The organism is Paracoccus sp. (in: a-proteobacteria) (genome assembly GCF_047605025.1).
In the GTDB taxonomy this organism is placed as follows: Bacteria; Pseudomonadota; Alphaproteobacteria; order Rhodobacterales; family Rhodobacteraceae; genus Paracoccus.
In genome coordinates, this window is the sequence record NZ_JASGGO010000033.1 from 24,251 (window position 1) to 40,800 (window position 16,550).

The 16,550-nt window shown below is 65.9% G+C and carries 11 protein-coding genes and 3 pseudogenes; 8 read left to right on the plus strand and 6 right to left on the minus strand.

The window, feature by feature from the left end:
• Positions 1–64: 64 nt before the first annotated feature.
• The gene (locus QM682_RS16145; protein WP_415131554.1) at positions 65–652 is read left to right on the plus strand and encodes a hypothetical protein; all 588 of its coding nucleotides are present in this window, start codon (positions 65–67) and stop codon (positions 650–652) included.
• A gap of 8 nt (positions 653–660) precedes the next feature.
• Here the strand turns inward: QM682_RS16145 and QM682_RS16150 are convergent, their stop codons facing one another.
• Together QM682_RS16150 and QM682_RS16155 are read right to left on the minus strand one after the other, a co-directional pair.
• Complete coding sequence (locus QM682_RS16150; RefSeq protein ID WP_415131556.1) at positions 661–858, minus strand: hypothetical protein; 198 nt, start codon at positions 856–858, stop codon at positions 661–663.
• A gap of 100 nt (positions 859–958) precedes the next feature.
• Positions 959–1,099 (minus strand): annotated as a pseudogene (locus tag QM682_RS16155) (IS3 family transposase); the annotation flags it as partial.
• A 14-nt stretch (positions 1,100–1,113) separates the two neighbouring features.
• Between QM682_RS16155 and QM682_RS16160 the strand changes: the two are divergent.
• The 6 genes from QM682_RS16160 (at position 1,114) to QM682_RS16185 (ending at position 6,959) form a co-directional block, all read left to right on the plus strand.
• Entirely contained in the window at positions 1,114–1,212 is a 99-nt protein-coding gene (locus QM682_RS16160) for a hypothetical protein (protein WP_415131558.1), read from the plus strand.
• Positions 1,213–1,217: 5 nt separating this feature from the next.
• A complete protein-coding gene (locus QM682_RS16165) occupies positions 1,218–1,373 on the plus strand; it encodes a hypothetical protein (protein WP_415131560.1) in 156 nt (51 codons plus the stop codon).
• 387 nt (positions 1,374–1,760) lie between these two features.
• On the plus strand, positions 1,761–4,196 hold the full coding sequence (locus tag QM682_RS16170; RefSeq protein WP_415131562.1) for a membrane-bound PQQ-dependent dehydrogenase, glucose/quinate/shikimate family: 2,436 nt from the start codon (positions 1,761–1,763) through the stop codon (positions 4,194–4,196).
• A 61-nt stretch (positions 4,197–4,257) separates the two neighbouring features.
• Complete coding sequence (locus QM682_RS16175; RefSeq protein ID WP_415131564.1) at positions 4,258–5,178, plus strand: ABC transporter permease; 921 nt, start codon at positions 4,258–4,260, stop codon at positions 5,176–5,178.
• 18 nt (positions 5,179–5,196) lie between these two features.
• Complete coding sequence (locus tag QM682_RS16180) at positions 5,197–6,198, plus strand: ABC transporter substrate-binding protein (protein WP_415131566.1); 1,002 nt, start codon at positions 5,197–5,199, stop codon at positions 6,196–6,198.
• Complete coding sequence (locus QM682_RS16185) at positions 6,195–6,959, plus strand: ABC transporter ATP-binding protein (protein WP_415131568.1); 765 nt, start codon at positions 6,195–6,197, stop codon at positions 6,957–6,959. The genes QM682_RS16180 and QM682_RS16185 overlap by 4 nt, the downstream gene beginning before the upstream one ends.
• Positions 6,960–7,117: 158 nt before the next feature.
• On the opposite strand, the gene QM682_RS16190 is transcribed toward QM682_RS16185, so the two are convergent.
• Genes QM682_RS16190 through QM682_RS16200 form a run of 3 tightly spaced genes read right to left on the minus strand, consistent with a single transcriptional unit; the run spans position 7,118 to position 15,377 of the window.
• Positions 7,118–8,146: a hypothetical protein gene (locus QM682_RS16190; RefSeq protein ID WP_415131570.1), complete on the minus strand. Its 1,029-nt coding sequence runs from the start codon at positions 8,144–8,146 to the stop codon at positions 7,118–7,120.
• Between the two features lie 30 nt (positions 8,147–8,176).
• On the minus strand, positions 8,177–9,928 hold the full coding sequence (locus tag QM682_RS16195; protein ID WP_415131572.1) for a sulfite reductase flavoprotein subunit alpha: 1,752 nt from the start codon (positions 9,926–9,928) through the stop codon (positions 8,177–8,179).
• A 4-nt stretch (positions 9,929–9,932) separates the two neighbouring features.
• The gene (locus QM682_RS16200) at positions 9,933–15,377 is read right to left on the minus strand and encodes a glutamate synthase-related protein (RefSeq protein WP_415131574.1); all 5,445 of its coding nucleotides are present in this window, start codon (positions 15,375–15,377) and stop codon (positions 9,933–9,935) included.
• 276 nt (positions 15,378–15,653) lie between these two features.
• Between QM682_RS16200 and QM682_RS16205 the strand changes: the two are divergent.
• Positions 15,654–16,076, plus strand: a pseudogene (locus QM682_RS16205) (FAD-dependent oxidoreductase); the annotation flags it as partial.
• A 36-nt stretch (positions 16,077–16,112) separates the two neighbouring features.
• Here QM682_RS16205 and QM682_RS16210 read toward each other — a convergent pair.
• Positions 16,113–16,355, minus strand: a pseudogene (locus tag QM682_RS16210) (IS21 family transposase); the annotation flags it as partial.
• Positions 16,356–16,550 lie beyond the last annotated feature (195 nt).

Genomic DNA, 16,550 nt, shown 5'->3' on the forward strand with positions numbered 1-16,550 from the left:
CGGGCCTTCATTCTATATCCTGATATATAGCCGATAAAGCCCTTGCAAACAAGGGATGTCGGTAATGACCCGAAGAGCAATCGTGTCCCGAAGCAACGCTTCTCTTCGCAAGCGCACCGCCAACTCATGGGGCTTGCAAGTGCGTCAGCACGGAGTTCAGGATGCGGCTAGCCGACAGATGGCGCTGGACAGAGCCGTGCCGCCAAGCCACATCAACGCCGCTCTCCGCTGGACCCGTTTGCCTATTGATGCGAGACTGCGACCCATGACGGCGCGGACTGAAACAAATCGGATCCCTCGGCTGCCCGGCGCGATACGCCCCGTGGGCGCGGTTACGGGTCACCCCGCAAAAAGGGTCACGCTCGGCCTGCCGGTCGCCCGGCCCGGTCTGGCCGGAACGTTCCTTGCTGTCGCGGTGCTGTTCCTGTTCGCTGGTATTGCGATGAACGTCGCGTTCCTGGTCTTCGCGGGTTTTGCCGCGTTCGGTGCGGTGGTCTCATGCTTTCCGCCGCCCAGGATCGATGACGACGGAATCGGCCTGACCAGCGCAATGGTGGATCAAGATGACCTAGTGTTGTTCACCCGCGACTCTCCCGAGGAACGCTCAATGCAACCTGGGACGGCGGAGTATCGCAGCAGGTGGAATGTCTGAATTCCGCCCTATCCGTCCTCTTTCACCTGGCCCGTGAAAACGTGCCCGCCGATCCGCGCCGGCGGCGCGTCACGACCAGCACTTTCGCGGCCGAGCCAGGACGGGATGAGATTCTTCTGATAGCCGGCATCGACCAGTGCCCGCATGCCGGCGGGGGAATAGCCATGCGTCGCGCCCTCGGTGAAGTCTGGGACAAGCCCGGCCATGTCCCTTCCTTCGCCCTGGACATGTTCCCGGTTGAAATCGGCGGCCTCTCCCGCGGCGGTATGCATGCCTTCCAGCGAGACGGAAACTGATCCCGCGCTGGCGCACACGCGTTTCGCAGATCTCCTTGATCCGTCGTTTCAACTCTGCCGGATCAGTGAGGCGGGATTTGTAGTGGTAGCTCGAACAGCCGAACCTCAGAGCCCCGCAACCGATGACGCTGGTGCGCTTTTGCGTCGGCTTTTCTATCTGCCCATGTGCTGAGCAAGATCACCGGGTTCTCCGGCACGGTGGGGTTCTTTACGGCAGCCGGCTTTCCCGCGCCTGAGTTTTTTTTGCGATCCTTGCCGGGGTGATGGAGATGACGGTCGGCCTCGCCCTGCTGGCGGGGGTCGCGGTGCAATATGCCTCCTTTGTTTCCATCGGCCTGATGGCTGTCGCGGCCCTCGCGCAGATGAGCGCCAAGGGCACCGGCTGGTATTGGAACTTCGGCGGGGTAGAATGCCTTGTCTATTAGGGTATCGCCTCGGTGGCGGTTTTCCCGCATGCGTGGCGTAAAAATCCAGGATTTTACTGACTTTTCAAACAATTGTGAGGTTAATGCGCCACAAGCCCCGACCCGGACCGCCCTTTGGCAGCTCGGCCCCCATACTCAGATCCCTGCCGGGAACCCGGCGGGGGCCGGGCGGCCGGGCGCTTTGGCGTGCAATGGCGGTCCGGGCCTGGAAAACTGGCATGCCTCTGCCGGATGAAGGCATGGGAACACCCGTATGGCGGCAGGCTTCGGGTTTCGTGGTGCATCCCCGTGCCGCGATGGACACGTTCCGCCATGGAATGTAGATACAGACAACTCGCGGCAGCAGCAGAAAGATACGCCACCCCGCAACAGGTCAAAGGAAATGCGATGACGACAGATCCAAAGCCACCCGGCACGGTGGCAAAACTCTGGACATGGCTACTGGGTGCCGTAATTGCAGCCGCAGGCATGTTCTTCGTGATCGGCGGGGTCCGGCTGATCACCCTTGGCGGCAGCTGGTATTTCGTGACCGCCGGGCTGGTGCTGCTTGTGGCGGCGATCCAGATCCTGCGCGGCAAGCCCTCGGGCGCCTGGCTGTTCCTGCTGGCCTTTGCCGGCACGATCCTCTGGTCGTTCTGGGATGTGGGCTTCCAGTATTGGGGCCTGATCTCGCGCCTTCTGGCGATGACGATCGGCGCGGCGGTGGTCATGGCCACCCTTCCGATCCTGAACCGCGCTGTGGGCAAGCCCGCGCGGACGGCCTTGTCGCTGGCCGGCGGGGCGGTTCTGGCACTGGCCGGGGCTGCCGGCATTGCCTCGATGTTCCAGATCCATCCCGAAGTGGCGGCCACAGCCCCCGTCGCGACCCATGTGCCGGTAACGCCCGCGACCGAGCAAAAGGACTGGGCCCATTACGGCAACGGGGTCGAGAGCAACCGCTTTGCCGCGCTTGACCAGATCAACACCGGCAACGTGGACAAGCTTCAGGTCGCCTGGACCTTCCGGACCGGCGACATTCCGATCTCGACCGGGGCAGGAGCCGAGGATCAGCTGACGCCGCTGCAAGTGGGCGACAAGCTGTTCGTCTGCACGCCGAAAAACAACGTCATCGCGCTTGACGCCGATACCGGCGAGCAGCTCTGGCGCACGGATATCAACGCCACTGTTGGCGGCGTCTGGGAGCGTTGCCGTGGTCTGGCCTATTTCGACGTGACCGCACCTCTGGTGCAGCCCGCCGATGCAGGCTCGACCCCGGTCACCCCAGTCTCGCTGCCGGCGGGCGCGACCTGCGAGCGCCGCATCCTGATGAACTCCATCGATGCGCGGCTCTTTGCGATCAACGCCGATACCGGCGCCTTCTGCCCCGAGTTCGGCACCAATGGCGTTGTCGATCTGAAGGAAGGCATCGGCGATGTCGCCAACAAGGCCTTTTACACACTGACCTCGGCCCCGACTGTTGCCGGCACCACCGTCGTGATCGGCGGCCGGGTGGCCGACAACGTGCAGGTCGATATGCCCGGCGGTGTGATCCGTGGCTTCGACGTGGTCACCGGCGCGCTTCGCTGGGCTTTTGATACCGGCTCGGAGGATCCAAACAAGGTTCTGGCCCCGGGCGAGATCTATTCGCGGTCCTCGGCCAACGTCTGGGCCGGCACGACCTGGGATCCGGCCTCGAACACGGTGTTCCTGCCGATTGGCTCGCCCTCGGTCGACCTTTACGGCGGCACCCGCACGGCGGCGGATCACAAATACGGCGCCTCGATCCTGGCGCTGGATGCGACCACCGGCCATGAGAAATGGGTCTATCAGACCGTCCACAACGACCTTTGGGATTTCGACATTCCGATGGCGCCGACGTTGATCGACTTCCCCAAGGATGGCGCATCGGTTCCGGCGCTGGTATTCGCGACCAAGGCGGGGCAGATCTTCGTGCTGGACCGCAAGACCGGCCAGCCGCTGACCGCGGTCGAGGAGCGTGCGGTGAAAGCCGCGACGATCCCTGACGAGCCCTATGCGAAAACCCAGCCCTTCTCGGTCGGCATGCCGCAGATCGGGGCGCAGACGCTGACCGAATCCGACATGTGGGGCGCCACGCCTTTCGACCAGCTTCTGTGCCGCATCAGCTTCCGCTCGATGCGTTACGATGGGCTGTTCACCGCCCCGGATACGGATCTGTCGCTCAGCTTCCCCGGCTCGCTCGGCGGGATGAATTGGGGTGGTGTGTCGGTCGATCCGAACAACGACCTGCTGTTCGTCAACGACATGCGGCTTGGCCTCTGGATCCAGATGTTCCCGCAGGCACAGCGCGCCAAGCTCTCGAACGGGGGCGAGGCGCCGAATGCCGCGATGGGTGAGGTTCCGCTGGGCGGCACCCCCTATGCCGTGGTGAAGAACCGCTTCCTCTCGGCCCTTGGCGTGCCCTGTCAGGCGCCGCCCTTCGGCACATTGACGGCAATCGACCTGAAGACCCAGAAGATCGCCTGGCAGGTGCCGGTCGGCACGGTCGAAGAGACCGGCCCGCTGGGGCTGAAGATGGGCCTGCCGCTTCCGGTCGGCCTGCCGACGCTGGGCGGCTCGCTGGCGACGCAAGGTGGCCTCGTGTTCCTCGCGGGCACGCAGGACTTCTACCTGCGGGCCTGGGATGCCGCGACCGGCAAGGAAGTCTGGAAAGGCGCGCTGCCTGTCGGCAGCCAGGGCGGCCCGATGAGCTACAAGTCGCCAAAAACCGGCAAGCAATATGTCGTCATATCGGCGGGCGGCGGCCGTCAGTCGGCGGCGCGGGGCGATTATATCATCGCCTATGCGCTGCCCGACGCGAACTAAGCCAATCCGGGGCCGGCTCTTCCGGCCCCGGACCATTCTGATCTGAGCGAAGAGAGGGATGATGACGCCTCCCACTCCCCCCGAGAATCCGTCCCGATCCGCCCCGCCGACCCGCGCAGAGCCGGTCGGGCCCGCGCGGCTGTCGGAACTGCGCGCCGGAATCGCGGATATCGGTCTGGGGCTGGCTGAGGCCGCCCGCTGGATCGCCGGTCGCCCGGCGCATCTGTGGCTGCGCCTTGCGTTGCTGGCCGCACTGTTCTGGCTGTGGTCGCTGCTGGCCCAGGCGCTGCCGCGCGGCTTTTTCGCCACTCCGGGCGAGGTTTCGCATGCGCTGGCCGATCTGCTGACCGCGCCCCGACAGGACTATCTGCGTGCGCTTGGCGAAACGTTGCGGGTCTATTTCGGTGGCCTTGCGATGGCCGCACTGATCGGCATTCCGCTTGGGCTGGCGATGGGCGCGCTGCCCCTGCTGGGCCGCAGCCTCAACCCTTTCGTCAATGCTCTGGCCGCGACGCCGCTGATCGCCCTGATGCCTCTCGTGATCCTTTGGGCGGGGCTTGGCGACGGGGCGAAGATGCTGATCGTCATGCTTGGCGCGGTGATGCCGATCCTGATCAACAGCTACACCGGGTTCCGTGGCGCCAGCCCGCAACTGGCCGAAATGGCGCGGGCGTTCGATCTGTCGCCATGGGCGAGGCTGCGCTACATCCTGCTGCCCGCGGCCTTCCATCCGATCATGGCGGGGCTGCGGCTGGGGGCCACGACCGGCCTTGTCACCGCAGTGATCGCCGATATCTACATGGCGATGACGGGCCTAGGCGCCTTGCTGATTTCCTTCGGCAACAGCTTTCGGATGGGCCCCTATCTGGTCATCGTGCTGACCTTCGCCCTGATCGGCACCGCCACCACCGGCGCGCTGTCGCTGATCGAGCGCGCCCTGACCCCGCCGCCGGCACGCCGCCGGCTGTTCCCGAATTCCTGATGTGACCGGACCTTTGCCATGCGTCTGCCGATCCTTGCCGCCGTTGCCTTGTTTCTGGCTGGCCCCGTTCTTGCCGATCCCTTCCGCCTGATCGTGACCGAGGAAGAGGTGCCGCTGGTGCCGAATTCGATCCTCTGGCTGGCGCAGAGCGAGGGTTATTTCGACCGCGCGGGCGTCGAGGTCGAGATCATCCCCGTCAAACAGACGCCTATGGCGGTGGCGGCGCTGCGCTCGGGCGCGGGTGATATGGCGAACATCTCGCTCGAGGCGCTTTTGAACCTGCACCGCGAGGGCGCGGATGAGGTGGTTGCCGTCCATTCCTCGGCCAAGTCGCTGCCTTACGTGATCGCGGCGCGCAAGGATGTGACGCTGGAGGGGCTCGCCGGCCACAGCTTCGGCATCGGCCAGCCCGGCAGCCTTGACCAGACGCTTTCGGCTGCGGTTCTGGCGGCGCGCGGGGTCAGTGTCGAGGCCCTGACGCAGGTGCCGCTGGGCCAGCCCGCCGCGCGCGGGCAGGCGCTGATGGCGGGGCGCGTCGATGCGACCACGCTGTCGATCGGCGCCTTCCTGTCGCTGCCGGAACGCGACGATCTGCACATCCTGATCGGGGTCGAGGATTACTTCGCTGCCGCCCCCGTCGTGTCCAAGGTCAATGTCGTGCAGCGCGTGACCCTGACCACGCGGGCCGATGATCTTGACAAGGTGCTGACCGCGCTGACGCTGGCCGCGCGTGACTATGCCGCCGATCCGGCGCTTTGGGCCGAGGCGCTGAAGAAGGCCCGTCCCGATGTCGCCTCTGAGACGCTGACGGCCATTTCGCCCTATTTCAGCGGGATCTGGACGGTGAATGGCGGCGTGCAGAAATCCGAGATGCTGTTCGCCCAAAGCTGGTATGGCCGCGGGCTGGAGCAGAATTCCGAATATCTGGTCGACCCGGCGAAATGGCTCGATCTGGCGCCGATGGACCGGGTTCTGGCGGCAATCGGCACCTCGGATCTGGGCGATCCGGTCAGCAGATGAGCCTTCCCGCGCCATTGGTTGATGTCGAGGGCCTTTCCCATGCGTGGGAGGGGCGACGGGTTCTGGATCAGGCCTCGCTACAGCTCGCGCCCGGACGGATCACGGTGATCCTCGGCCCTTCCGGTTGTGGCAAGACCACGCTTCTGCGGCTGGTCGCGGGGCTTCTGGCGCCGCGGGCGGGCCGGATCCGGGTGGCGGGGCAGCCGCCCCGGCCGGGCCGCAGCACCGCGCTGCTGTTTCAGGAACCCCGTCTGCTGCCTTGGCGACGGGTCAGCGACAACCTGGGGCTGGTCCTGCCGCATCTTTCCGCCTTGGCGCGGGCCGAACGGATCGCAGCACTTCTGGCACGGGTGGGCCTTGCCGACCGGGCGCAGGACTGGCCCGAGGAGCTGTCCGGCGGCCAGCAGCAACGCCTTGCCCTTGCGCGGATCCTCGCGACCGGGGCACCGCTTTTGCTGATGGACGAACCCTTTGCCAGCCTGGACGCGCTGGCCCGGGCAGAGATGCAGGACGAGGTTTTGCGCCTGCTGGCCGATGAACCCGCCCGCGCCGTGCTGTTCGTGACCCATTCCATCGACGAGGCGCTGGTGCTGGCCGACGAGATCCTGCTGATGAGGGGCGGGCCTGGGTCTTTTGCGGAAGTCGACCCCGGCAGTCTGGGCAGCAGAGGGCACAAGCGTCGCCTGCATCCCGGGTTCAGCAGGATGGTTGCAGAGATCGAGGCCCACCTGCGCGGGGTGTCCCTGGCGCTGTCCGGGTAGCGAACGCGGGGCCGAGGTGTGATCCTCGCCGATGAGTTCTGCGACTGGGCGCAGGCATCACCCCGCATATCATCCGCTATCCCGCCGAAAGCCGTTTTGTGCTGGCGCTGCCGCAGGGGAGTGCCATGGGCTTGACGCTACTGCTACAGGATGCCGGTTCAACGCGCGGCAAGCAATCCGGCAAGACGGGTCCAGAGTTCGGCTTCCTGTGCCGATTCCGCCCGGCCGGTCAGCAGCGCAAGGCAGAGGCCATCGCCGCCATAGACCTCGACCACGGCGCGGGGATCACCATCCAGATCCCACCACGTCAGCCAACAGGCGGTGATCGCCGTATTGTCGAGCGCGAACAGGCTGGCCTTCGAACGCAGCAGCAGCAGGTCGTTGCCGGTCGGAACAAGTTCTGCCGCGCCGCTATGCGATTGCAGGCAGCCGGGGCGGGTCACGATGCGGCGGAAGGCGACGCGATGCCCGGCCAGATGGTGTAGAAACGGGGTGAGGCGTCCGGGCGGCACAGGCCGGGCGAAAGCATTCCCCAGATGGCGCAAGCATGCCGCCCGGCCCACGCCGCCATCCAGCAGGATTTCGTCCAGATGCATCGCCTCGGTCATGCCCGGCCACTCGGACCGGGTGTGGCGGATCAGCGGGATGGAGACAGGCGCGCGCGACGGTTCCGCGGCAGGGGGCACCCCGCCGGGCGGCAGCGCCGCGACAGGCCCGTCGGCAAGTTCCGCACACAGACCGGCGAGCACAAGCAGATCTTCTGGTGCAGATATCTCGGTCCGGTGGCAAAGCTGGCCATCGGCTGCGAAAAGATGCAGTCCGGCAGGCCTGCGACGGGCAGGATCGGCGGCTGTCATCACCACACGTTCCCCCCGCCCGGAAGCCAGTCGCAGGAAAATCCGTTTGTGCATCGGCGGCTGGCGCTGGCCGGCCAGCCGGACGGGCGCATAGCCGCCCCGTTCGCTGAGCAGGGCATGCGGTCCGGCCGTCGTGGCCGAGACCCTGTCGAACATCGGCAAAACCATCCCCAGCGTTTCGGCATCGGCGGCAATGGCTTGCACCGCCGCCCCGGCGGCCTGTTCGCTTGCGAGCAGCGCGGTCAGGGTGCGGGGCGGGTCGGCCTGTTCCGGCCCGATCCGGGGCGACCGGGTTCTGGCTGGCAGGGGCGAAGGGTGCAGGACGATCATGACGATACCACCAGGTTCGTGGCCCTGCCGTCAGTAGACATCGCGCAGATAGCGTTTCGCGCGTTTCAGGCCGTTGACATATTCTGTCGCGGCCTCGGGGCTGATGCCCGCATGGGTGGCGATGATTTCGTGAAGCGCGGCATCCACATCGCGGGCCATGCGTGTCGCATCGCCGCAGACATAGAAACATCCGCCCTCCTCCAGCCAGGAGAACAGCGCCTTGCCGTTTTCCCGCATCCGCGTCTGGACATAGACCTTCTGGGCCTGATCGCGGGAAAAGGCAAGGTCGAGCCGGGTCAAGATCCCCTGCGCCGCCATTTCCGACAATTCGCCGTCATAGATGAAATCGCTTTCACGGTGCTGGTCGCCAAAGAACAGCCAGTTCTGGCCCTTGGCCCCGCGGACGCGGCGTTCTTGCAGGAAGGCGCGGAACGGGGCGATGCCGGTGCCGGGGCCGACCATGATCATCGGTGCATCGTCATCGGCTGGCGGGCGGAAGCTTTTGTTCGGCTGCACGAAAATGCCCGCGCTTTCCCCGGCGCGATCGGCCAGGAAGGTCGAGCAGACACCGCCATGCGCGCGGCCCTGCGCGTTCCACCGCATCGAGGCCACGGTCAGATGCACCGACCCTGGGGCTTCGTTCGGGCTGGACGAGATCGAATAGGCCCGGTGTTGCAGGGGTTTCAGCAGACCTGTCAGCGTGTCCGCATCCATGTCGCCTTTCGGTAGCATGCGCAGCAGGTCCAGAAGATCACGGTCCCAAAGCCAGGCGTCCAGCGCCTCGCGGTCGCCGCCGGCCAGAACATGCGACAGCTCCTCATCCTCCGCCCGCGCGCCGATTGCGGCCACCATCTCGCGCGAGGGGGTGACGATCTCGAACGCGTCGGACAAAAGCGCGCCAAGCGGCCGGTCCTGTCCGGCGACCAGGGTTTCTGCCCCGGCCCCGGTATGGTCGAGGATTGCGGTGACCAGAGCCGGATCGTTCACCGGCACCACCCCCAGGGCATCCCCGGCCTCATAGGCCAGCCCGGAGCCGCCGAGGTCGAATTCGTAGTGACGGATTTCCTTGGCGGACCGTTCGCCCGACAGCCGCCGGTTCACGGCCAGCCGCGCCGCATAGGGCGCCTTGCGGCTGTAGCCGGGTTTTCCGGGGCCGGGGGCAACGGTGGTCGCCGTTTCCGGCCCGGCCTCGCCCTGCCTGTCGCCGACCAGAGGCAAGGTCGTGGCGATCCAGCCATGGGCGGCAGCCTCGTAATCGACATCGCAGTCGATCCGTTCGGCGATCCGCTGTGCCCCGAGCTGCGCGAGCCTTATGTCCAGCAGTTTGCCCGCCTGACAGAAGCCGTCATAGCCGGTGTCGCCAAGCGCCAGAACGGCATAATGCAGCCCTTCCAGCCGGGGGGCGGTGGTGGCGGAAAGCGCCTCCCAGAACAGGGCGGCACTGTCGGGCATCTCGCCCTCGCCATAGGTCGAACAGATCAGGATCGCGCGGCGCATGGCGGCCAACGCCTCGGGCGTCACATCGTCCATCGGCAGCACGCGCGCCTCGAACCCCATGGCGCGGGCGCGGGTCGCGACCTCTTCGGCCAGCATCTCGGAATTGCCGGTCTGGGTGCCGAACAGCACGTTCAGCAGGGTTTTCGGCCTTGCCTCGGCCGCCGGGGCGGCTGTCGTGGTCATGCCCATGGCCTGCCGCGAATGCAGGCCCGCCAGAAAGCCGGAAAGCCAGGCGCGCTGATCGCCGGTGAAGGGGGCGTCCTCGGGGATATAGGGAATGCGCATGGCGTCAGGCTCCGGTCATATCGGCAAGGGAGGTGCGGGCGAAAAGCGCCTCGAAAGACGGGATCGCGCCAAGGATGCGGCGGTTCTTGCGGTCCTGATCGAGGATCCAGCCATAGGTGCCGGGGCTGTCCATCGACAGGATGTTGCGCAAGCTCAGCGCCTCTTTGTAATCTGCCAGCCGCTTGTGCGCGACAAAGGCCGCAAGTTCGGGGTCGGAATAATCCGACACCGCCGTGCGGGCATGTTTGGCAAGCCGCGTCATCAGGGCGAAGTCCTCGGTCAGGATCAGGTTGCGGGCGGCCTTGCGGGCCTGGGCACTGTCATCAGGGGCTTTGATGCGCGTGCGGGCCAAGGCCTGCGCGGCCTCCAGCACCGTCCACTGGTTGACCAGCGCGAACATCTCTTCGGTATCGGTCTCGCCATAATCCGGCACCCGGCCGCGCAGCACCGGGATGCCGCGCCGCCAGGATTTTTTCAGCTTGCGGATCTGATGGGTGACAAGGGCCTGCGACAGTTCTTCGACCAGATCCTTGCGCGGCCTGGCCTTCAGGATTTCATCGGCATCCTGATATTGCAGCAGGGCGCGGGGCAGAGCCCAGGCGAAATGCCCCTGTTCCTGCGCCCAGTTGGACAAAAGCCATTCGGCCTTGGCCGATCCGGTCGCAATGTGATGCCATTCCAGAAGTTGCCGCACCGCAAGGGCGTGGATCACGCTTTCCTCGCCGCCATCCAGCCGCCCGATCCGCACGGAATCGTGGCTCGCCTTGTGCGACAGCTGGTCATAGGGATCGTATTGATAGGCAAAGCCGCCCGACATGCCATTGGCAAAGCCCTTGCCGAAGCTACCGAGGTTCAGCACCGCGCCATTGGTCATGTATTCGACGCCGAAATCCCCGACGCCCTCGACCACCGCCGTCGCGCCGGAGTTGCGGACGGCAAAGCGGTCGCCCGCCTGACCTTCGACGAAAAGCCGCCCGCCGGTCGCGCCGAACAGGGCGAAGTTGCCGATCAGCACATTGCCCTCGGCCCCGTCAGACCCGCCGCCGGGGCTGCGCACCACCAGTTCGCCGCCGCACTGGCCCTTGCCTACGCCATCGTTGCAGGTGCCGGTGTGGACCATGACCATGCCGTCATTGCAGAAGGCGCCATAGCTTTGCCCGGCGGAGCCTTGCGTCGCGATCCGCACCGTGCCGGGGCGCAGGAAGCGGCGGCCGCGATCATCGGTCAGGCTGGCGGCGGGGGCAAGGCCATCGTGGTTCAGCATCCGCTCAATATCAACCGCCAGTTGGCCGCCGACCGATTTGTTGCGGTTGTTCAGATGCAGGTTGCCGCCCAGATCGACCTGCATCGCCCCGCCCTCCAGCGCCGGGCGCAACAGGTCGATAAAGGCGTCGTCCAGCGCAAAGTCGCGCGGCATCCGCACCGGATCGGCGATATGGAGCAGCGGCACCTCGGCCAGCATCGCCCGCAGGTCCAGCTGCCCGACCGAGGCCGGGTGGTCCAGCAGATGCAGGAACTCTGCACGCCCGCGCGCGGCTTGCAGGCTGGGCAGGCCAAGGGTGGCAAGTATCTCGCGCACTTCATGGGCGATGTTCAGAAGGTATTGCGCAAGGGCGCGCGGATCGCCGTCAAAGGCCTCGGGGTTGGTGGTCAGACCCGCGGGGCATTTGACGTTGCAGTTCTTGGCCATCACGCATTTCAGCATCATCAGCGCGGTCGTGCCGAATTCGAAACTGTCGCCGCCCAGCAGTGCGGATTTCACCACGTCCGAGCCGGTCTGATGCGCGCCGGAACAACGCAGGGTCACCAGATCGCGCAACCCATTGGCGCTAAGCGCCTGATGCACCTCGGCAATGCCGATTTCCGCCGCACGGCCCGTGTATTTCAGCGAGGTGACAGAGGCTGCCCCGGTGCCGCCGGAATTGCCGGCGACGTTGATCACATCGGCACCCGCCTTGGCGACGCCCACCGCAATCGTGCCGATCCCCTCGGACGAGACCAGTTTCACCACCACCCGCACGCGGGCCGATTTGGCATCATGGATCAACTGGGCGAGGTCTTCGATGGAATAGGTGTCGTGATGCGGCGGCGGCGAGACTAGCTCCACCCCCGGCGTGCCGCCCCGCGCGGCGGCGATTTCCACCGTGACCTTGGGCGCGGGCAGCTGGCCACCCTCGCCGGGTTTGGCGCCCTGGCCGATCTTGATCTCGATTTCCTCCAGCATCGGATCGGCCAGATAGCCGGCCCAGACGCCGAAGCGCCCGCTGGCGAATTGCTTGATGCGGCTGGCCCGGATCGTGCCGTAGCGGGTGAAATGTTCGCCCCCCTCGCCGCAGTTCGACATGCCGCCGACCATGTTGGTGCCATGGGCCACCGCCTCATGCGCGGTGGCGACCAGCGCGCCGTGGCTCATCGCGCCGGAGGCGAGCATCGGCGTGATCTGATGCGCGGGTTGGACATCGGCCAAAGGTATGCTGTCGGGCGCGGCGCGCAGCCGCGACAGCCAGCTTTGCGCCTGTCCCCCGGCCTCGATCATCAAGGCGGCGCCTTGCAGCCAGTGGCCGGTGATTTCCGCCCCGAACCTTTGCAGCAGGCTTTGCGACAGCGCGTCCAGCCGGGCAAGGTCCGGTGTCCCGGTCAGGCCCAGACGGAACCGTCCGGCCCCCAGATCGTCGCAGGTCACGCCCCGGACCAGAAAGCTGTTGTTGCCCTTGCGGTTGAAACGCCGCATCTCGCGCCGGAAGTCCTCGGGCGCGGTGGCGCGGGTGACATCGGCGGGAAAGGCCAGCACATCGCGCAGCGCGGCGGGGCGGCGGGCGCGTTCATCGGCCATCATGCGCGAGAAATCGCGATAGCCGGGGGTGATGCGGAAGCTGTCGATGGCTTCGGGCGTCAGCCGGTCGAAGGATGTATTGGTATAACCCTCGTCCGAGATGCCGAAAGCATCCTCCAGCCGGTTCAGCGTCATCAGGCGCAGGGGATCGGTATCTTCACCCGTAGCGGGGAAGGTGATCGCCTCTTCCGTCATGTCGACGAAGCCGCGCACGGCGGTGGTGCCATAGCTGTGGCCCGCGCCCTCGGCCCGCTCCTTGAAGAGGCCAAGCAGGGGAATGTCATCCTCGCCCTTTACCGCCAGCGCGCGCTGGTGCCAGTCGGCCACCGCCTGCGCCACCACATCGAAGGTGACGCCGCCCACCGGCGTTTTCACATTGGGAAAATAGCGGCGGAACACCGGGTCATTGGTGTCAAGGAAGTTGGGCTCGAAGAACTCGCCGCCCGAATAGCTTTCGACGGTGCAGAGGCCGACCTTGCCCATGGTCTTCATCAGCGCCTTTTCGGCCGCCTTGGCGAATTTCTTGAACGCCTTGTCGGCCTCGGCACCATATTTCTCCTCGGCGCGGAACTGCACGCCCAGGGGATAGACCGCCGCCGCCCCGAAGCCGAGCGCGCAGGCGATATGGTGGCTGGAGGAGATCTGCCCTGTCTCGACGATCAGCGAGACGCGCAGCCGCAGCCCCTCTTCGATGAGCTTCTGGTTGATGGCAGAAACGATCAGCGTCATCGGGATCGCGGCGCGGGCACTGCCGACATGGCGGTCGGACAGCACGGCGATGCCGCCCTCGGCCCCGGCGAAGGCGGCGATGGCGGCGGCGATGCCGTCGATGGCGCCGATCAGCGCCGCCCGGTTGGCCGCCGGATCGCCAAAGACCGGCTCATACAGCATGTCGAAGCGGCGCACTGGGGTTGCCGCCTGTTCCCGCAGCTTCAGCATGTCGAGATGGGTCAGGATCGGGCTGTTCACCACGATCTGCGGCGCGGGCTGCGCGCCGAGATTGGGCTTGGCCCCAAGCGCCACGCGCAGGGTCATCCCGTCCGCCTCGCGGATCGAATCGAGCGGCGGGTTCGTCACCTGCGCGAACCGTTGGCTGAAATATTTGGCGATGCCGCCTTCGTTGTCCGACAGGGCGTTGATCGCATTGCCATAACCCATGGCGGTGACCTTCTCGGCCCCGGTGGCCAGCATCGGGTCCATCAGGAAGCGAAAGCTTTCCTGATTGTGACTGTAGGCCACATAGCGGGCATGACGGTTCATGTCGCCGGCATAGCGCAGCGGGCTGCCCTGCCGCTCTGCCGGGATTTCCGGCAGATCCGACAGGCGTATCCGCGCCGCCGACAGCAGCGCCGGATAGTCGCGCCGCGCGGCCAGCATCTCCAGCGCCTCGGTCGTGCGCCAGATGCGGTCGGCGGCATGGTCGTAATACAGCATGCCGCCCGCTTCGATGCGCCCGCGGGCCAGCACGCTTTTCGGCGGAAAGGCGATCTGCCCCGCCTCGGACATCACGGCGAGGTATTCGGCGGTTTCCACCGTGCGCAGCGGCCGCAGCCCCAGCCGGTCAAGCCGCGCCCCGATGATCTGGCCATCGCCGAAGATCAGCGCGGCGGGACCGTCGTTCTTTTCCTCGTAAAGCGAGAAGTATTCCAGCATCGCCCGGACCTGCGGCGAGAGTGTATCGTCATTCTCCCATGCCGGGGGCATCATCGACACCACGGCAGTGACCAGATCCAGCCCGTCCTCGACCACGCGGGCCTGAAGCGTCTGGTCCAGCCGGCAGCTGTCGGACTGGCCCTTGGGCCGGACAATCGTGCTGTTCCTGGCCTGCGCCACCGCAGCCTCTGACAGGCGGTTCTTCTTGTCGGTGTTCAGCTCGCCATTATGCGCCATGAAGCGGAAGGGCTGCGCCATCGACGGATGCGGGTCGGTGTTGGTCGAAAACCGCGTATGGAAATACATCGTATGCACGCCATGCGACGGGTCGGTCAGATCGCGGAAATAGGGCACGATCTCGTCCGAGTTCAGCCGCCCCTTGAGCACCTGCATCCGTGCCGAAAGCGACAGCGGATAAAGCCCCGCGAGCGCCGGGTCGGTATAGGCCCGCGCCTCGATCGTCAGCAGCGCGCGGTGGATGCGCAGATCGAGCGCCGCGCCGCGCATCCCTTCGGGCGCGGCAAAGATCCATTGGCGGATGCCCTGCTGGCAGCGCACCGCCGCCGGGCGCAGCACCGAGATGTCCACCGGCACGTCGCGCAGCAACAGCACCGCCAGCCCCTGATCGGCAAGGGCGGAGGTGACGATCCCTTCGGCCACCCCGTGCAGGGCGGCATCATCCGGCAGGAAGAAGTTGCCGACGCCGAAAGCCCCCGCCTCCAGCTCCTGCCCGGTCAGCGCCGAGAAGAAGCCGAGCGACAGGTCGACGGAAACGCCCGCGCCATCGCCCACGCCTTCGGCAGACATGCCGCCCCGATGCGGCACGGCGCAAAGCGCCTCATGGCCGAGGGTCAGGATCTCATGGGTCTGAAGGCCGTCCTTGCGGGTCAGGAACCCGACGCCACAGCTGCTCTTGTCCTCGTCGCGGTCGTAAAGGCCGCTTGGCGCTGCTTTCCGGTTCATGAGCGTCTTCCCCCTGCCAGACTGGTCGAGATCCCCCGAAGTCCCTGTCAAACCGTTCCGGATGGGCGACATCTCCGGACGTGTCTGGCAAGGATCGGGGAGCCGATCCGGCTGGAGGGGATGACCTGCGACTTGCTTGCGGGTCGTGAATGCTAGGCGCTTCCATCTCTGGAATCGCATATGGGTCGTGTATACTGACATAAATTCAGGCGGCAAGAGGAATTTTCCGGGGATCTGCGGGTCGCTGAACAAAGTAAAGGTCCGAATCGGACATTTATGCCCCGCGCTCGTCAATCGGACCCTCTCTCTGCCTCCACCGATCTGCCTCCGGGGGCTTCCGGCAGTGCTTCGACCACGGGCGGCCGCCCTCGGCCGGGTCTCAGATCCGGCCGTCGCGCAACCAGTCAGCCACCTTGCCGAGGGCCCGCAGGTGTGGCCGTGCATGGCGCGGACGGGCCGATGGTGATTGCTTGTGCCGGGCTGCAATCCGACCGGCTCGCCCAGGCCTCCGGGGATGAGGATGACCCGCGGATCCTGCCCTTCTTCAGCCAGTATTACACCATCGACCCTGCCTTCCGCGATCATGTGAAGGGCCTGATCTACCCGGTGCCCGATCCGCGCCACCCCTTCCTCGGGGTGCATTTCATCAAACGGATCGACGGTGAGATGACCATCGGCCCCAACGCCTTCATCTCGCTTGGCCGCGAGAATTACACCGGCCGCCGCCCCTCGCTAACCGCCAACAAACCCGCATTCCTCGCGAAGCCGGTCAAACACCCGCTTCGCCGTATGCCGCTGCTTGCGCGGCATGGTCCGGTCCGCCTTTGGCCAGCCCTTGATAATCGGAATGAAAGGATCGAGCTTCGGGCGCCGGACCTCGGCCGTGCGCCGGTAGCCTGGCGGAACCGAAGACGACATCATCTTCCGAACCCTGTCCCGCGAGGCGTTGAATACACACGCCGCTTCCCGCTGGCTCATGCTCTCCGCACAAGCCTGGCGAACTCTCAGATATAGCTCCACGCTGTAGATCCCCGCGCCCTCCCTGCAACCGCAGAAAGGAAAAAATGGACGACTTTTAAACCGCCCGCAGCCACATCATGCCGCCGCTATCGTGGACGAATTTCGCACCGCCGCTCTCAGAAGAGATCGCCTGGCGGTCCCTGCGGTGTTGAG